The sequence below is a fragment of the Lacimonas salitolerans genome (genome assembly GCF_042677865.1).
Lineage (GTDB): Bacteria > Pseudomonadota > Alphaproteobacteria > Rhodobacterales > Rhodobacteraceae > Lutimaribacter > Lutimaribacter salitolerans.
On the sequence record NZ_JBHUDD010000158.1, the window covers coordinates 1 to 16,757 of the forward strand.

15 protein-coding genes are annotated in these 16,757 nt (G+C 65.9%); 13 read left to right on the forward strand and 2 right to left on the reverse strand.

Annotated features, from left to right (window positions below; all coding sequences use genetic code 11):
• Positions 1–93: 93 nt before the first annotated feature.
• From ACFTOW_RS18570 to ACFTOW_RS18580, 3 genes are all read left to right on the forward strand, one after another.
• Positions 94–756, forward strand: a complete 663-nt coding sequence (locus tag ACFTOW_RS18570; protein WP_379918715.1) for an endonuclease/exonuclease/phosphatase family protein — start codon at positions 94–96, stop codon at positions 754–756.
• 35 nt (positions 757–791) lie between these two features.
• Positions 792–1,646, forward strand: a complete 855-nt coding sequence (locus ACFTOW_RS18575) for a PhzF family phenazine biosynthesis protein (protein ID WP_379918536.1) — start codon at positions 792–794, stop codon at positions 1,644–1,646.
• A gap of 65 nt (positions 1,647–1,711) precedes the next feature.
• Entirely contained in the window at positions 1,712–2,272 is a 561-nt protein-coding gene (locus ACFTOW_RS18580) for a pseudouridine synthase (RefSeq protein WP_379918538.1), read from the forward strand.
• 21 nt (positions 2,273–2,293) lie between these two features.
• On the opposite strand, the gene ACFTOW_RS18585 is transcribed toward ACFTOW_RS18580, so the two are convergent.
• Positions 2,294–3,925, reverse strand: coding sequence for a divergent polysaccharide deacetylase family protein (locus tag ACFTOW_RS18585; protein ID WP_379918540.1), 1,632 nt, complete (start codon positions 3,923–3,925; stop codon positions 2,294–2,296).
• A gap of 179 nt (positions 3,926–4,104) precedes the next feature.
• Here ACFTOW_RS18585 and ACFTOW_RS18590 point away from each other — a divergent pair, with 179 nt between their 5' ends.
• From ACFTOW_RS18590 to lexA, 6 genes are all read left to right on the forward strand, one after another.
• A complete protein-coding gene (locus ACFTOW_RS18590) occupies positions 4,105–4,686 on the forward strand; it encodes an anthranilate synthase component II (RefSeq protein ID WP_379918542.1) in 582 nt (193 codons plus the stop codon).
• Positions 4,683–5,702, forward strand: coding sequence for an anthranilate phosphoribosyltransferase (gene trpD / locus ACFTOW_RS18595; protein ID WP_379918544.1), 1,020 nt, complete (start codon positions 4,683–4,685; stop codon positions 5,700–5,702). The genes ACFTOW_RS18590 and trpD overlap by 4 nt, the downstream gene beginning before the upstream one ends.
• Positions 5,703–5,744: 42 nt before the next feature.
• Positions 5,745–6,554, forward strand: a complete 810-nt coding sequence (gene trpC, locus ACFTOW_RS18600; RefSeq protein ID WP_379918546.1) for an indole-3-glycerol phosphate synthase TrpC — start codon at positions 5,745–5,747, stop codon at positions 6,552–6,554.
• A gap of 4 nt (positions 6,555–6,558) precedes the next feature.
• Positions 6,559–7,035, forward strand: coding sequence for a cyclic pyranopterin monophosphate synthase MoaC (moaC, locus tag ACFTOW_RS18605; protein WP_379918548.1), 477 nt, complete (start codon positions 6,559–6,561; stop codon positions 7,033–7,035).
• Positions 7,032–8,207 (forward strand): molybdopterin molybdotransferase MoeA, encoded by a 1,176-nt coding sequence (locus tag ACFTOW_RS18610; protein ID WP_379918550.1) that lies wholly within the window; start codon positions 7,032–7,034, stop codon positions 8,205–8,207. Before moaC ends, ACFTOW_RS18610 begins: the two co-directional genes overlap by 4 nt.
• Positions 8,208–8,275: 68 nt before the next feature.
• The gene (lexA, locus tag ACFTOW_RS18615) at positions 8,276–8,986 is read left to right on the forward strand and encodes a transcriptional repressor LexA (RefSeq protein WP_379918552.1); all 711 of its coding nucleotides are present in this window, start codon (positions 8,276–8,278) and stop codon (positions 8,984–8,986) included.
• Here the strand turns inward: lexA and ACFTOW_RS18620 are convergent.
• Positions 8,980–11,049 (reverse strand): ComEC/Rec2 family competence protein, encoded by a 2,070-nt coding sequence (locus tag ACFTOW_RS18620; protein ID WP_379918554.1) that lies wholly within the window; start codon positions 11,047–11,049, stop codon positions 8,980–8,982. The genes lexA and ACFTOW_RS18620 overlap by 7 nt on opposite strands.
• Before the next feature lie 80 nt (positions 11,050–11,129).
• Between ACFTOW_RS18620 and gltX the strand changes: the two genes are divergently transcribed.
• The 4 genes from gltX to ACFTOW_RS18640 all read left to right on the forward strand — a co-directional run bounded on the left by gltX (position 11,130) and on the right by ACFTOW_RS18640 (position 16,747).
• Positions 11,130–12,542 (forward strand): glutamate--tRNA ligase, encoded by a 1,413-nt coding sequence (gene gltX, locus ACFTOW_RS18625; RefSeq protein WP_379918556.1) that lies wholly within the window; start codon positions 11,130–11,132, stop codon positions 12,540–12,542.
• Between the two features lie 75 nt (positions 12,543–12,617).
• Positions 12,618–13,913: a citrate synthase gene (gene gltA / locus ACFTOW_RS18630; RefSeq protein WP_379918558.1), complete on the forward strand. Its 1,296-nt coding sequence runs from the start codon at positions 12,618–12,620 to the stop codon at positions 13,911–13,913.
• A 166-nt stretch (positions 13,914–14,079) separates the two neighbouring features.
• Positions 14,080–14,838 (forward strand): calcium-binding protein, encoded by a 759-nt coding sequence (locus tag ACFTOW_RS18635; protein ID WP_379918561.1) that lies wholly within the window; start codon positions 14,080–14,082, stop codon positions 14,836–14,838.
• Between the two features lie 184 nt (positions 14,839–15,022).
• Positions 15,023–16,747 carry a calcium-binding protein gene (locus ACFTOW_RS18640; RefSeq protein WP_379918563.1) on the forward strand — a complete coding sequence of 575 codons (1,725 nt, stop codon included), beginning with the start codon at positions 15,023–15,025 and terminating at the stop codon, positions 16,745–16,747.
• Positions 16,748–16,757: the final 10 nt, after the last annotated feature.

The following is a 16,757-nucleotide window of genomic DNA, read 5'->3' on the forward strand; positions in this document are numbered from 1 at the left end:
GCAAGACAGACAGCAGTTTCTCAGCCTTCATAGCCCTCGCAGCGACCGTTATTCGCCTCAGATGAACGTCAACAGGCCCTAGCCAGTTACAACCTGCAGAAATGCGTGGGGCTGGATCTGCGCCGTCGTCCCGACCGCTCGCTTGGCGTGATCGACGCGCTGGGGGCGGATGTCGTGGTGCTGCAAGAGGCGGACAAGCGTCTGGCCCCGCGCCCCGCCGCCCTGCCCGCCCATATGGCGCGCGATGCGGGCTGGCAGGTGGTCGATCTGGGCGAGCCCGCCGGATCACTGGGCTGGCACGGCAACGCGATGCTGATCGGCCCCCGACTGGGCGTTCTGACCACCGGGCATCTTGAATTGCCGGGGCTGGAGCCGCGCGGCGCCATCCGGGTGGAACTGGACACCGGGCTTGGCCCGCTGCGGGTGATCGGCGTGCATCTGGGGCTGGTCAAACGCTACCGGCTGCTGCAACTGGCCGCGATCATGCGCGCGCTGCGGACCTTGCCGCAGATGCCAACGGTGGTGGCGGGGGATTTCAACGACTGGGGCGCCGGGCGCGATCTGGATGCGCAGGTGCCGGGGCTGACCTTTGTCGCGCCCGTGCCCAGCTTTCCCAGCCCCCGGCCGGTGGCGGCGCTGGACCGCTTTCTGATCTCGGATCAGCTGCGCGCGCAAGCCAGCGGCGTGCACATTGCCCGTCCCGCGCGCATCGCCTCGGATCACCTGCCGGTCTGGGTCGATCTTGTGCGCGGCTGATCCGTCGCGCAGACTGGCGCAAACAGGAGCCTCAAATGACCGACTACCTTGTCTATGACGTTTTCACCGACACGCCCTTTGGCGGCAACCAGCTGGCGGTGATCCCCGATGCCGCAGCCCTGCCCGAGGAAGACCTGCAAAAGATCGCCGCCGAGTTCAACTTGTCCGAGGTCACCTTCGTCTATCCCCCCGCCGATCCGGCCCATACCGCCCGCGTGCGGATTTTCATGCCAACCATGGAAATCCCCTTTGCCGGTCATCCGACCATCGGCACCGCCGTCGCGCTGGCCGATCTGGGGCAGCGCCCGGACATGGTGCTGGAACTGGGCATCGGCCCGATCCGCGCCCATGCGGCGGACGGAAAGGCCCGTTTCACGACCGAGGCGGCGTTGGAGATCATGGCCCGTCCCGATCCGGCGTTGATCGCCCGCGCGCTGGGTCTGGATTTGGCGCAGATCAGGACCCAGACGCACCCGCCCACCATGGCCACGCTGGGCCTGCCGATAACCTGCACTGAACTGGCCGACCACGCCGCGCTATCCGCGATCCAGACCGACATCGCCGCCATGCGCGAGGGGGCGGCGCACCATCCCGGTGGCCTCGATTTTGCGCAACTTGCTTATGTGCGCGACGGAGCCACCATCGATGCGCGGGTGTTCGCGCCGCTTGGCGGTATCCCCGAAGACCCCGCCACCGGCAGTGCCGCCGCCACGCTGGCCGCGCTGCTGGCGCAGACCCTCGGGCGCGACCTGACGCTGGACTACCGGCAGGGCGATGCCATGGGCCGCCCCAGCCGTATCGGCCTGCAAACCGATGGCCCGCGCGTCACCGTGTCCGGCGCGGCGGTGCGGGTGATGCAGGGACAACTGGTCCATGCGACAAAGGCATAGCGCGACAGGTCCGTTCCCCGGCTTTGGCCCTGTTCACCACACCAGACCCGCGCTATGCACCTGCTATGTCCCGCCTGATCGTGTTCAACAAACCCTTTGACGTGCTGTCGCAGTTCACCGACCGGGGCAGCGCCGACAGCCCGCGCGCCACCCTGTCGGATTACATCGACCTGCCGGGCGTCTATCCCGCCGGGCGGCTGGACCGTGACAGCGAGGGGCTTTTGCTGCTGACAGACGATGGCAAGTTGCAGGCCCGCATCAGCCATCCGAAAAACAAGATGCCAAAGGTCTATTGGGCACAGGTCGAAGGCACGCCCGACGATGCCGCCCTTGCCGCGCTGCGCGCAGGGGTCACGCTGAAGGACGGGCCGACGCGCCCGGCCAAGGTGGTGCGCATCGCCGAGCCGCCCGGCCTGTGGCCGCGCGTTCCACCGATCCGGGTTCGCAAATCCGTGCCCGATACATGGATAGAGCTGACCATCTCCGAAGGCCGCAACCGGCAGGTGCGCCGCATGACCGCCGCCGTGGGCCACCCTACCCTGCGGCTGATCCGCGCGCGTATCGGCCCATGGACGCTAGATGGACTGGCCCCGGGTGACTGGCGCGCGGTCGATCCGACCCTTTAGACAGCGACAGGCAGGACCAGACTATTCCGTCTGGCCCGCCCCCGCCTGCAACAGCGCCGACACCGGCGCCAGCGCCACCCGATCAGCCCGGTCCGCCAGCCCCCACAGGATCAGTGCCGATATCGTTTCGGGGCGGGCGCGGCCAACCATGATCACGCCGCCGCCATCCTGAACGGCCTTGAACGCAGCCTGATCCAGAAACCGCCGGATCACCGTTGCGTCCTGCTCCTTTGAGTCGAAATCACGAAAAAGGGTGGCCGCGCGCACACCCTCGCGTTCCGCCAGCTTGCGTGCGGTATCCAGACCTTGGGGATACATCACCAGCCCATGTCCGCTGGCGCGCAGCCAGGCCGTCACCTGATCCGACACCGCGCGGCTGCCCTGCAACCCGGTGCCATCGCCTTCCATGACGGCAACCACCTCGGGCAAGGCGGACAGCGTGGCGTCAAGGTTCACCTCGACATCCGAGGCCGCCGCTCCTTCGGGGATGTCGGCCAGCACCAGCACGTCCCGCCCGGCGGCCCGATAGCGGGCCATTGCCTCGGGCGCGCCCTCCCACGCGGGATCAACGGCAAAGCTGACCGGATAGGGAAAGCTGTCAAGCGCATCGACGATCTGCGGATACTCGCCCCGGTCGATCAGCACGATGGACATCAGCGGCTTGTCCTCGGGGTTCTCGAACTCGGCGGCATAGGCCTCGAGCGGGGGCAGATCGTTCTCAGGGTCCGGTGTGGCGTCTTCGGCGTCAGCAGGTGCCGGCGCCGCATCGCGATCGATCAGCGAGGTGGCCGGACGGCCAAAGCCGGTGCGAACGCCAAGCTGATCCTCGGCGGACGCCTCGTCTGCCGCGTCCGCATCAGGGTCGGACGCAGCCGCCTCATCGGTGGTCTCTGACGACGGATCGGTGGCTGGCAAATCTTCCGGTGCCGCCTCTGCCACCGTTTCCGGTGCGGGCGCGGCCTCTGGCGCATCCTCCGGCTCAGGTGCAGCCTCGGCCACCGTGTCCGGCTCGGACGCGGCCTCTGGCGCGTCGTCCGGCTCGGATATCGCCTCGGCCACGGTTTCGGCTTCGGGTGCCGCATCGGGCTGTGGCGTTTCGGGTTGCGGCGCGGCCTCGACGATTTCGGGCGCTGGCTCGGTCGTCTCGGGGGCGGACGGCACCGCATCCTCTGCGGTCTCGGCTGCCTCCTGCGGGGTGGGCATCGCCGTCGGCTCGGGCGGGTTCACCGCCTGATCGGCCTCGGGCGCGGCGGGCAGGATGGCCTGTGGAATGGACAGGACGGGGGCGTCCGTGCCCACCTCGACCCGGGCGCTTTGACCCTGCGCAGGCGGCGCGGCCAGCGTGCCCTGCGCGGTGCCCGTGCGTGGCTGGGCGGCCGGATCGGTGTTCGACCCGGACATCGGCTCCAGGGTATCAACATCGGGCATCGTCACGGTCAGCGGTGTCGCCGTGGCGGGCTGCGGCAGGTCGGCGGGCACGTCCGCCGCCTGATCCTCGCGCCGGTCCTGAAACCCCGATCCGGGCGTGACCTCGACCGTGGCGGTGTCGGGCTGCGGCGGCACCGGTGGGCCGATCACGGCAGACACCCCAACGGCCGCCGCGACGGAAACCACGCCACCGACCAGCATTCCACCCAAGACTCCGCGTGCCATGCGCCTGCTCCTTGTCCTCATCCGGTCCGGGGCTGTTTCACGCCCCTTGGCCTGTCCGAATATGCCCCGGTTGGTGCCCCGTGGCCCGGCATTGCTTGACCTTGCCACACAAGCCCGGGCAAGTATACCGCGACCAGGGGTGGGGCCACTACCCCAGAAAACACGAAAAGACAGGGCTTATGCTGCTTCTCATCGATAATTACGACAGCTTTACCTACAATCTCGTCCATTATCTGGGCGAGTTGGGCGCGGATGTGCAGGTGCACCGCAACGACGCGCTGGATGTGCAGCAGGCCATGGCGCTGCGGCCTGCCGGAATCCTGCTGTCGCCGGGGCCCTGCGATCCGGATCAGGCCGGGATCTGCCTGCCCCTGACGCAGGCGGCGGCGCACACCGGCACGCCCCTGCTGGGCGTCTGCCTGGGGCATCAGACCATCGGGCAGGCCTTTGGCGGCAAGGTTGTCCGCTGCCACGAGATCGTGCATGGCAAGATGGGCCAGATGCATCACACCGGCCAGGGCGTGTTTGCCGGTCTGCCCAGCCCGTTTCAGGCCACGCGCTATCACTCGCTTGTGGTTGATCGCGCCACCCTGCCCGACTGTCTTGAAGTTACGGCAGAATTGCCCGACGGCACGATCATGGGGCTGCAACACCGCGAGCTGCCGATCCAGGGCGTGCAGTTTCACCCCGAATCCATCGCCTCCGATCACGGCCACGCGCTGTTGCGGAACTTTCTGAACATGATGCAGGTGCCCGCATGAGCGACCTTCTCAAACCGTTGATCGCCGCCGCCTGCACTCGCCCCCTGACCCGCGCCGAGGCAGAGACGGCCTTTACCGTGCTGTTCGAGGGCGAGGCGACGCCCAGCCAGATCGGCGGGCTGCTGATGGCGCTGCGCACGCGCGGCGAAACGGTGGATGAATATGCCGCCGCTGCCGCCGTGATGCGTGGCAAGTGCCACAAGGTCCGCGCGCCCAAGGGGGCGATGGACATCGTTGGCACCGGCGGCGACGGCAAGGGCACGTTGAACATATCCACCGCGACCGCCTTTGTGGTGGCAGGTGCCGGCGTGCCGGTGGCCAAGCACGGCAACCGCAACCTGTCGTCGAAATCCGGGGCTGCGGATGCGCTGACAGCGATGGGCGTCAACGTGATGATCGGCCCGAAAGTGGTTGAAATGGCGCTGGAAACCTGTGGCATCGCCTTCATGATGGCGCCCATGCATCACCCGGCGATGGCCCATGTCGGCCCGGCCCGGGCCGAACTGGGCACGCGCACGATCTTCAACATCCTTGGGCCGCTGACCAACCCTGCGGGCGTGACCCGGCAACTGACCGGCGCGTTTTCGCGCGAGATGATCCGCCCGATGGCCGAGACCCTGGGGCAACTGGGCACCGAGCATGCCTGGCTGGTTCATGGCTCTGACGGCACCGACGAGATGACGATCAGCGGCCTGTCCTGGGTCGCCGCGCTGGAAACCGACGGCTCGATCCGCGAGGTCGAACTGCACCCCGAGGATTTCGGCCTGCCGGTTCACCCCTTTGCCGATATCGTCGGCGGCACGCCCGAGGATAACGCGCGGGCCTTTCGCGCGCTGCTGGACGGCGCGCAGGGGGCCTATCGCGATGCCGTGCTGCTGAACGCCGCCGCCGCATTGGTGGTGGCCGACGCGGCAGGCGATCTGAAAACCGGGGTCGAGATGGCCCGCACCAGCATCGACAGCGGTGCGGCCCGCGACAAGATCGTGAAACTGGCCGAAGTGACCAGCGCCGTCTGATCGCATCTTTCCCTTGGCCGTGCACTGGGATATGCCTTTGGCATGAGCACAATTCTTGACCAGATCAAGGCCTACAAACTGGAAGAGGTCGCCGCCGCCCGGGCCGAGCGTCCGCTTGCCGATGTGGAGGCTGCGGCAAAGGCCGCCCCGCCCGTCCGTCCCTTTGCCAACGCGTTGTTCGACGCCAGCCTGCACGGCTATGGCCTGATTGCGGAAATCAAGAAGGCCAGCCCGTCCAAGGGGTTGATCCGGGCCGATTTCGACCCTGCCGCGCTGGCGCAGGCCTATGCGTCGGGTGGGGCAAGCTGCCTGTCGGTGTTGACCGACACACCCAGCTTTCAGGGCGCGCCCGAGTTTCTGGTTCAGGCGCGCGAGGCCTGCGAACTGCCGGTGCTGCGCAAGGATTTCATGTATGATCCCTACCAGGTCGCCGAAGCGCGCAGTTGGGGGGCCGACTGCATCCTGATCATCATGGCCAGCGTGTCCGATGACCAGGCCGCCGAGCTGGAAGAGGCTGCGGTCCACTGGGGCATGGACGCGCTGATCGAGGTGCACAACGAGGCCGAGCTTGAGCGTGCGACGCTGCTCAAATCGCGCCTGACCGGTATCAACAACCGCGATCTGAACACGTTCGAGACCTCGCTGGACACCACGCGCACGCTGGCGCGTCTGGTGCCGCCCAAGCACCTGATCATCTCGGAATCCGGCTTGTCCACGCCCGAGGATCTGGCCGATATCTCGCGCTATGGCGCGCGCTGTTTCCTGATCGGCGAAAGCCTGATGCGGCAGGAGGACGTGGCCGACGCCACCCGCAGGCTGCTGGCCAATCCGCCGACCCCGATGGGGTTCTGATCCCATGGCGGGGCTGACGCATTTCGACGGCAAGGGCGATGCCCATATGGTCGATGTGTCCGACAAGGCGGTGACGTCGCGCGTGGCCACCGCCGCCGGTCACATCACGATGGCCCGCGAAACCTTTGATATCATTGCCGAAGGTCGCGCCAAGAAGGGCGACGTTCTGGCCGTGGCGCGGCTGGCCGGGATCATGGGGGCCAAGCGCACAGCCGATCTGATCCCGCTGTGCCATCCCTTGCCCGTGACCAAGGTGGCGGTCGATCTGGTGCTCGACCCCGAGCTGCCGGGCGTTCAGATCACGGCCACCGTCAAGACCACGGGCCAGACCGGCGTCGAGATGGAGGCGCTGACCGCTGTCTCCACCGCTGCCCTGACGGTCTATGACATGGCCAAGGCCGTGGACAAGGCCATGGAGATCGGCGGCATCCGCGTGACCTTGAAAGACGGTGGAAAATCAGGCCGTTACGAGGCGGAATGATCACCGTAGACGAAGCCCTGTCACAGCTTTTCGCGCTGGCCCAGGCCATGCCGTCGGAAACCGTGCCGCTGCGCGACGCACGCGGACGGGTGATGCTGTCAGACGCCGTGGCGCGGCGCAGCCAGCCGCCCTTTGCCGCCTCGGCCATGGATGGCTATGGCGTGACGGCGGGCGCGGCTGTGCCGGGTGCGCGTCTTGAGGTGATCGGAGAGGCGGCCGCGGGGCACAGCTTCGATGGACCCGTCGGCGCAGGCCAGGCGGTGCGCATCTTTACCGGCGCGCCTGTGCCCGATGGCGTGGGGCACGTGGTGCTGCAAGAGGATTGCACCCGCGACGGCCCGCACGTCACCATCACCGGCACGCCGGGCGATAACACCAACATACGTCCCGCAGGGGGCGATTTCAGCGTGGGCGACCGCCTGTCTGCCCCGCGCCGCCTGACACCCGCCGACATGGCGCTGCTGGCGTCGATGAACATCGCACATGTGCCGGTGGCCCGGCGGCCCGTGGTGGCGCTGATCTCGACCGGGGACGAGCTGGTGATGCCGGGCGAGGAACCGGGGCCGGACCAGATCATCGCGTCGAATACGTTCGGCCTGCTGGGTTTGATCCAAGAGGTCGGCGCCGAGCCCCGCCTGCTGCCCATCGCGCGCGACACCGATGCCTCGCTGCACATGGCGCTGGAGCTGGCGCAAGGCGCGGATGTGGTGGTGACCATCGGCGGTGCCTCGGTCGGGGATCACGACATCGTGGCCCGCGTGGCCGAGGAAACCGGGATGCAGCGCGCGTTCTACAAGATCGCGATGCGGCCGGGAAAACCGCTTATGGCCGGCCGCATCGGCGATGCGCTGATGCTGGGCCTGCCGGGCAATCCGGTGTCGGCGATGGTGTGCGGGCACCTGTTCCTGTTGCCGGTGCTGCGCGCGATGACGGGTCTGCCCGCTGCGCCCGCCCCGCGCGTTCAGGCCGTGTTGGCCACAGATGTTGCCGCCAATGGCCCGCGCGAGCATTACATGCGGGCAAAGCTGGTGGATGGCACTGTTACGCCTTTCGACCGGCAGGACAGCTCCCTGCTCTCGATCCTGTCCGACGCCAACGGCCTTCTGGTGCGCCCCATTGACGATGGCGCGCGGCAGGCGGGCGAAACGGTGGATGTTGTCCCTCTGTTCTGAAACCGTTGACACAAAACGGGAACATGCGTAGAACAAAGAAAAACGCATGACAGCCGAGGGCCCTGCCGATGTTGACGAAAAAGCAGCTTGATCTGTTGGATTTCATCCACAAACGCGTGCAGCGCGACGGTGTGCCGCCCAGCTTTGACGAGATGAAAGAAGCGCTGGACCTGCGGTCGAAATCCGGCATTCACCGGCTGATCACGGCGCTGGAGGAACGCGGCTTCATCCGCCGTCTGGCCCACCGTGCCCGCGCCATCGAGGTGATGAAACTGCCCGAGGCTCTGGGTGGCACCAAGGATGGCCAATCGCTGCCTGCGCCCAGCCTGTCCGTGATCGACGGCGACCGCCCCGACAGCCGCCCGACACGGGCCATGCCCATCGAAGCGGTGCATGCGCTGGAACTGCCGGTGATGGGCCGCATCGCCGCCGGTGTCCCGATCGAGGCGATCGCGCAAGTGTCGCATCACGTGGCCGTGCCGGGCGCAATGGTGTCCGGCCAGGGGGATCACTATGCTCTTGAAGTCAAAGGCGATTCGATGATCGAGGCCGGGATCAACAACGGCGACATCGTGATCATCCGCGAAACCCAGGTGGCCGAGAATGGCGATATAGTGGTGGCGCTGATCGAGGATCAGGAGGCGACGTTGAAACGGTTCTATCGCCGCGGCGCGTCCATTGCGCTGGAGGCTGCGAACCCGGCCTATGAAACCCGTGTGCTCGCCTCGGACATGGTCAAGGTGCAGGGCAAGCTGGTGGGGCTGATCCGCACCTACTGACCTGCAGTCTGTCGCGGCACGACCGCCGCAAACCGCAGTGGCTTTAGTGGCTTTGCCCCGCCGTTCCAAAGCCGCGCGCCCGCCAGATCGCGGGCGCTGAGGATCTGCGGACCTTCCGCACCGGGCCAGATCGCCAGCGCGCCGGTCTCGCGCAGCGCGCGTGGGGTGATCACACGGCAGGGCAGCTTGGGCGCTTCGGGCACGTTCGTCACAATGATATCGGCAATATCGCAGGATGCGGCCTCGACCGCGCGCTTGCCCTTGACCGGGATCAGATATGCGCCCTGCCCCAGCGGCACCGGCCCCGTCCACAGCTCAGCCGCGCTGGCCTGCACCAGCCCGTTGCCATCATTCTCAAGCCAGATATCGGCCACGAACCCGGCACCGCGCGCCGCGCTCAACGCGCGGCCCTGCGGGGTCATCACACCGACCAGTGCGCCGGAGTCCGCAATCAGGATCGGCGGGCGCTCGGTCTGAAGCCACAACAGACCTGCCGCCAGCATCGGCAGCAGCCCGGCAAACCGCGCCCGTCCCTGCCACAGCATCACCACCAGCCCCCCCAGCGCCAGCAAGGGCAGCACGCGCCAGTCAGGTGCCAGTATCGCGCCGGTAGCCCCCTCCCAAGCGGCCACGCCATGCGCCACGGTCAGCACCCATTGCAGGCCCAGCCCCATGACCCAAAGCGGCCAGGCCTCCAGCCCCAGGGGCATTGACAGCGCCGCCACCACGGCGGCGGGCATCACCATCACCCCCATCAGCGGCACGGAAACCAGATTCGCGATCAGGCCATAGTGCGCGATCTGGTTGAAATGCGCCGCCCCCACGGGCGCGGTGGCAAACCCCGCCACGCTGGACGACACCACCACCGCCAGCACCGGGCGCAGCCATTTCGCCCTGGGCTGCCAGTCCTGATCTCGGATCAGGCCAAAGACAGCCACCAGCGCGGCGGTGGCGGCAAAGCTCATCTGGAAACCCGGGCTGAGCAGCGCCTCGGGCCTGAGGCCCAGCACGATCAGCGCGGCAACCGCCACCGAGCGCAGCGACAACGCACGCCGGTTCAGCATCACCGCCACCAGCATCACGCCGACCATGACAAAGGCGCGTTCGGTCGCGACGTTGCCACCCGACAGGGCCAGATACCCGGCGGCCACCAGCAGTGCCAGACCGGCGGACAGCTTTTTGGCAGGCAGGCGCAGCCCCAGATAGGGCACCGCGGCAAAGCCGAGGCGCAGGGACGAGAACACGAAACCGGCCAGCAGCCCCATATGCAGACCGGAGATCGCCAGCAGATGCGCAAGGTTGGTGTCGCGCAGCGCCTCCAGCGTCTCGCGGCTGATCCCCGCGCGGTCACCAGTCATGATGACGGCGGCAAAGGCCCCCCGCTCGCCCGGCAGCGCGGCCTGCACCCGCTGCGACAGCGCGCGGCGGGCAGCGGCCACCCAGGCGCCGTGGCGATCCTCGGTCGCCAGCAGCACGGGCGTGCGGGTATAGCCGACCGCCCCCAGCTTGAGAAACCAGGCGTGGCGTTGAAAATCGAAACCGCCGGGTTCTACCGGCCCCCCGGGTGGGCCCAGATGGGCGGTCATCATCACCCGGCGGCCGGGATCAAGCGGCGCGTAACCCTGCTGGCCATGCAGCGCGACGCGCACGCGGTCGGGCGTGCGATGGGTCGCGACATCATCCAGCCGCACGCGATCCAGCACCAGCCGCACCGCGTCCGAGGCCGATCGGTCGATGCCCACGATCCGCCCTTCGACCGGGCCGTAGTAGCGAAACTCCAGCACCGGCGCGGCTTGCATCTGCGCGCGCGCGCCCGCCAGAACCGTCCCCGCGGGGACCAGCGCGCAAAGCCAAAAGACCGGCCCCAGAACGATGCCCGCGCGCGTGGCACAGGCCCCGCAAGTCAGCGCCAGCCCGCCAAGGATCAGGTAATGGGGCCAGTCAGGCTCCCACTTGAGGGCGAAATACATGCCGATCCCGATGGACAGGACCACCGGCACCCATGGAAACAGATGCCCGCGCTGCGCGGCCAGCGCCGCCCACAGCCCGCGTGTTATGCGCATCCCTTGCCCCTTGCAGACAGCATCGCTAGACAGGCGCAAACGCTATCTGCAACATGCTTTCCGAAAGGTTAACCGCTGCCATGACAGACCAGGTTGTGACCCGTTTCGCGCCCTCGCCCACCGGGTTCCTGCATATCGGCGGAGCGCGCACGGCGCTGTTCAGCTGGCTGTATGCACGGGGTCGCGGCGGCAGGTTCCTGCTGCGGATCGAGGATACCGACCGCGAACGCTCTACCCCCGAGGCGACGCAGGCCATTCTGGACGGGCTGGCCTGGCTGGGGCTGGACCATGACGGCGAGGCGGTCAGCCAGGCCGCGGGCGCCGAGCGTCACGCGCAGGTGGCACGTCAATTGCTGGACGCGGGCAAGGCCTATAAATGCTTTGCCACGCAGGATGAGATTCAGGCTTTTCGCGAGGCCGCAAAGGCCGATGGCCGCTCGACCCTCTATCGCTCGCCCTGGCGCGATGCCGATCCGGCCAAGCATCCCGATGCGCCGTACGTGGTGCGCATCAAGGCCCCGCAGGATGGTGCGACCGTCATCGCGGACCGGGTGCAGGGCGACGTGACCATCCGCAACGATCAGCTGGATGACATGGTCCTGTTACGCAGCGACGGTAGCCCGGTCTACATGCTGGCCGTCGTGGTGGACGATCACGACATGGGCGTCACGCATGTGATCCGGGGGGATGACCACCTGAGCAACGCAGCGCGGCAGATGATGATCTATCAGGCGATGGGCTGGGATGTGCCGGTCTGGGCGCATATCCCGTTGATCCACGGGCCCGACGGCAAGAAGCTGTCAAAGCGTCACGGCGCGCTGGGGGTCGATGAGTATCAGCGCATGGGCTATCCTGCGGCGGGCATGCGCAACTACCTCGCGCGGCTGGGCTGGAGCCATGGCGACGACGAGTTCTTTACCGACGCGCAGGCGCGCGACTGGTTCGATCTGGACGGGATCGGCAAAAGCCCCGCGCGGTTCGATTTCAAGAAGCTCGAGAACCTGAGCGGGCAGCATATCGCGGCGGCAGACGATGCTGCGCTGCTGCATGAATTGCAGGGGTTCCTGCGCGCGACCGGGCAAGAGCCGCTGTCGGACGCCAAGGCAACCCTGGTTGAAAAGGCCATGTATTGCCTGAAAGAACGTGCCAAGACCTTCCCGGAACTTATTGAAAAGGCTGAATTTGCGCTGACCGACCGCCCCATCGTGCCGGATGAGAAGGCGGCGAAGGCGCTGGACAATGTATCCCGTAGTATACTGGCGGAATTGACGCCGCAGTTGCAAAATGCTAGCTGGACCAAAGACGTGATCGAGACTGTCATGACCGAGTTTGCCGAACGCAAGGAGACCAAGTTCGGCAAGCTGGCAGGCCCCTTGCGGGCCGCATTGGCCGGGCGGTCCGTGACACCTAGTGTCTTCGACATGATGTTGGTCCTTGGGCAGGAAGAAACGCTTGCCCGGCTGACCGAGGCGGCGGGCAGAAAGCCGGGTTAACCCGGTCTTCAACCCAACAGGATAGGACGGCCCGGGGCACGCCATGCCAGCGGCCATTGACGAAGGAAAAGGCCCATGACCGACGCGAAAAAGACTGCAAAACTGTCTTTCGATGGCAAGGAGTTCGACCTGCCGATCTTTTCCCCTACCGAAGGGCCGGATGTGATCGACATCCGCAAGCTCTATGCCGACGCGGGCGTGTTCACCTATGACCCCGGCTTTACCTCGACCGCAAGCTGCGACAGCACCATCACCTATATCGACGGTGACGCGGGCGTGCTGCTGCATCGCGGCTATCCGATCGACCAGCTGGCGGCCAAGTCGCATTACCTCGAAGTCTGCTTTCTGCTGCTGTATGGCTATCTGCCCAAGGCCGAAGAACTGGAAACCTTCGAGAGCACGATCACCCATCACACGATGCTGCACGAGCAGATGCAGAACTTCTTTCGCGGGTTCCGCCGCGATGCGCATCCGATGGCAACGATGGTGGGCGTGGTCGGCGCGATGGCTGCGTTCTATCACGACAGCACCGACATCACCGACCCGCGTCAGCGCGAGATCGCGTCGCACCGCCTGATCGCCAAGGTGCCGACCATCGCAGCCTGGGCCTACAAGTACTCGATCGGTCAGCCGTTCATCTATCCGCACAACGACCTCGATTACGCGGCCAACTTCCTGCACATGTGCTTTGCCGTTCCGGCCGAGAAGTACGAGGTTGACCCGATCCTCGCCCGCGCGATGGACCGCATCTTTACCCTGCATGCGGACCACGAACAGAACGCCTCGACCTCGACGGTGCGTCTGGCGTCCAGCTCGGGGGCGAACCCCTTTGCCTGCATCGCGGCCGGCATCGCCTGCCTGTGGGGGCCGGCGCATGGCGGTGCCAACCAGGCCTGTCTTGAGATGCTCAAGGAAATCGGGACGGTCGATCGCATCCCCGAATTTCTCGCCCGCGCAAAGGACAAGAACGATCCATTCCGCCTGATGGGCTTTGGCCACCGCGTCTACAAGAATTTTGATCCGCGCGCCAAGGTGATGAAGCAATCCGCCGACGAGGTGCTTGATCTTCTGGGGGTCGAGAACAACCCGGTCCTGCAGGTCGCCAAGGAGCTTGAGAAGCAAGCACTGGAAGACCCGTACTTCACCGAGAAAAAGCTGTTCCCGAACGTCGATTTCTACTCGGGCATCATTCTTGAGGCGATGGGGTTCCCCACCTCGATGTTCACGCCGATCTTTGCGCTGTCGCGCACCGTCGGCTGGATCAGCCAGTGGAAGGAAATGATCAGCGATCCGCAGATGAAGATCGGCCGCCCCCGCCAGTTGTACCAGGGCGAGTCCCAGCGCGACTATGTGGATGTCGAAAACCGCTGATCGCGGGCACAGATGTAGGCAGGGGCGCTCTGATCGGGCGCCCCTTTTCGTGGGACGTCTTGTCAACTATTTCAAATTTAAACATATTTCTGCGCCGCCTTGGGTCACTGTGAAGCGGTGATTAAACCCGTGCTGCCATCCTGCACTCACATGCAAGGAGGCAGCGATGATTGCAATTCTGTTGGCGATGGGCGTTCTTTTGGGTCTTGGCGGGCTCAGCATCGGGGGTGAGGGCGGTTCTGCCGAAGGCAGTGATGATCCCGAGGCTCTTTTGGGCAGCGACGGCGATGACACCATCCGGGGCGGCGGCGGCTCGGACCTTGTGGTGGGTTTCGCCGGGGATGACCTTTTGTCCGGTGACGGCGGGAATGACTGGATCTTTGGTCTGAACGGTGCGGATACCATCACCGGCGGCGATGGCAACGACGTGATTTCGGGCGGGCGCGGAGCCGATGTGATCTATGCCGGTGCAGGCGATGATTTTGTCGAAAGCGCGGGCATTCTGGATGACGGCGCGCTGACGACTTCGGTCAAGGGGGCCAGAACCTTTGGTGATGTTGCCTTTCTCTATGACTTTTCGCGCGGCTACGACGAGGGTGACATCATTGATCTTGGTCCGGGCAACGACACCGTCGTGGCAGGGGCCGGCGACACGATCACCACCGGTGGCGGCTCTGACGAGATCGCGCTTGGCGACTGGTCGCGTGGGGGTGCCCCCGTCGTCATAACCGATTTCGACCCGGATCAGGATGTGATCACCTATGCCCATGAAACCAGCCGCGCGGAACCGGTCTTTGAAACCTTCGTGAATCCGATCAGCGGCGATGCGGAACTGACCGCGGATGGCGAGGTCTTTGCCGTCATACGCAACGCAGGCCCCGAGTTCGAACCCGTGCAGATCCTGCGACGCAGCTATGCCGCGTGACGTCACCAGAGTCTGCCTCGACCCGCTGGTCCGGCTGGTGCGAATCACCCGATGACGCTGTCTGTTTCCAGAACGCGAACGGCGCAGCGCGAAGGCGCGCATTGTCACTGAAACAGGTGCGGTTAACCAGAAAATCCCCAATAAAAACAATTCAAAACATGGCGGAACTGTGCTCATTATCGCCATGTTTTTGCCATTTTCCGTAACCGGGGGTTTTTCGATGGAAATCGTGCTGCTGAGTCTCTTGGGTCTGGGTGCCGCCGCGGCGCTGATCATCGAACTGTTCAATGACGACGACGATACCGACACACCCTCGCCACCGGGTGGGGAAGACCCCACCGATACACCCACGGATGGCAGTGATCTGCTGAACGGCACAGCAGACGATGACCGCATCGCGGCTGGCGCGGGCGATGACACGGTCAACGGCCTTGCAGGCAACGACACCTTGCTGGGACAAGAGGGCGACGATGCGCTGGCCGGTGGCGAAGGCGACGATTCGCTGGATGGCGGCGAGGGCAGCGACACCCTGATCGGCGGGCCCGGCGACGATGCCCTGTTCGGGCGGCTGGGCAATGACCTGCTGCAGGGCGGTGATGGCGACGATGAACTTCTGGGCGCACAGGGCGATGACCTGCTGATTGGTGATCTTGGGGCCGATACGATGGTCGGCGGCGTCGGAGACGATGTTCTGGTCGGCGTGGTTCTGGAAGAAACCACTGGCGACGACCCGCTGTCAGGTCCCCTGCTGGGCAAGGACCTCGACGGTGGCGACACCATGACGGGCGGGTTCGGCGATGACACGCTGATCATCGGCAACGACGATGTGGCCACGGGTGACGACGGCGACGATGAATTCCTTATCGGCGACTGGATCGTCGAAGGCAGACCGGCCACGATCACCGATTACACTGCCGGCGAGGACGTGATCGCGCTTGGCTATGACGACGCGCTCGAGGAAACCGAGGTCACCGTCGCCCCGAACGAGGCCGGTGATGCGGTGATCAGCTTCAACGGGCAGGTGCTGGCCATCGCGACAGGCGCGGGCGACACCCTGACCGCCGAGGATGTCGTTCTGGTCGCACAGGACCGCTCACCCGACCCGACGCCCGACCCAAGCGATCCGCTGCGCCTGCGCGGTACGGATGGCGATGACAGTCTGTCGGGCACAGGCGGCAACGAAACGATGTTGGGGCTTGAAGGCGATGACGTGCTGTGGGGTCGCGGCGGTGACGACGTGATCTTTGCTGGCGACGGTGATGACGTGGCGACCGGCGCGCTTGGCAGTGACAGGGTCTATGGCGGCGCGGGCGACGACGTGGTCAGCGGCTTGTGGGGCGACGACCTGCTGCGTGGCGGGTCGGGCGATGATGTCATCATCGATACCCGCGGGGCTGACACGATCTTTGGCGACAGCGGCAATGACACGATCATCGCCAGCGGGTTCCTCGACGAACAAGGCCTGCTGACCGCCGCGCTCGAGGCGGACCTGAGCGGCACGACTTTGGCCGAGGCCTTTGCCGATGTGATGACCGCGGCAGACCTGGATTACTCGGTCGATCGTGATCCGCTTGGCGATGTGGTGAATGCCGGTGGTGGCGACGACATGGTCATCTTTGGTCTGAACGACACGGTGACCGGCGGCGCGGGTGCCGACACGCTGACAGGTGGTGACTGGATCACCGAGGGCAACGGGGCAACCGTCACCGACTTCGACGCCGAGGAGGATATCCTGGTCTATTCGATCGCTCCGGGGACGACCCCCGAACTGGCGGTGACCTACAGCGAGGGTGCGACCGAGGACGAAGGCGACGCCATCGTAACCGTCGACGGCGTGGACGTTATGACCATCGCAGGCGTCGGAACCGGGTTCACCGCCGCCAATGTGCAGGTGATCGAGCGTCCGTAGCGCCGACACC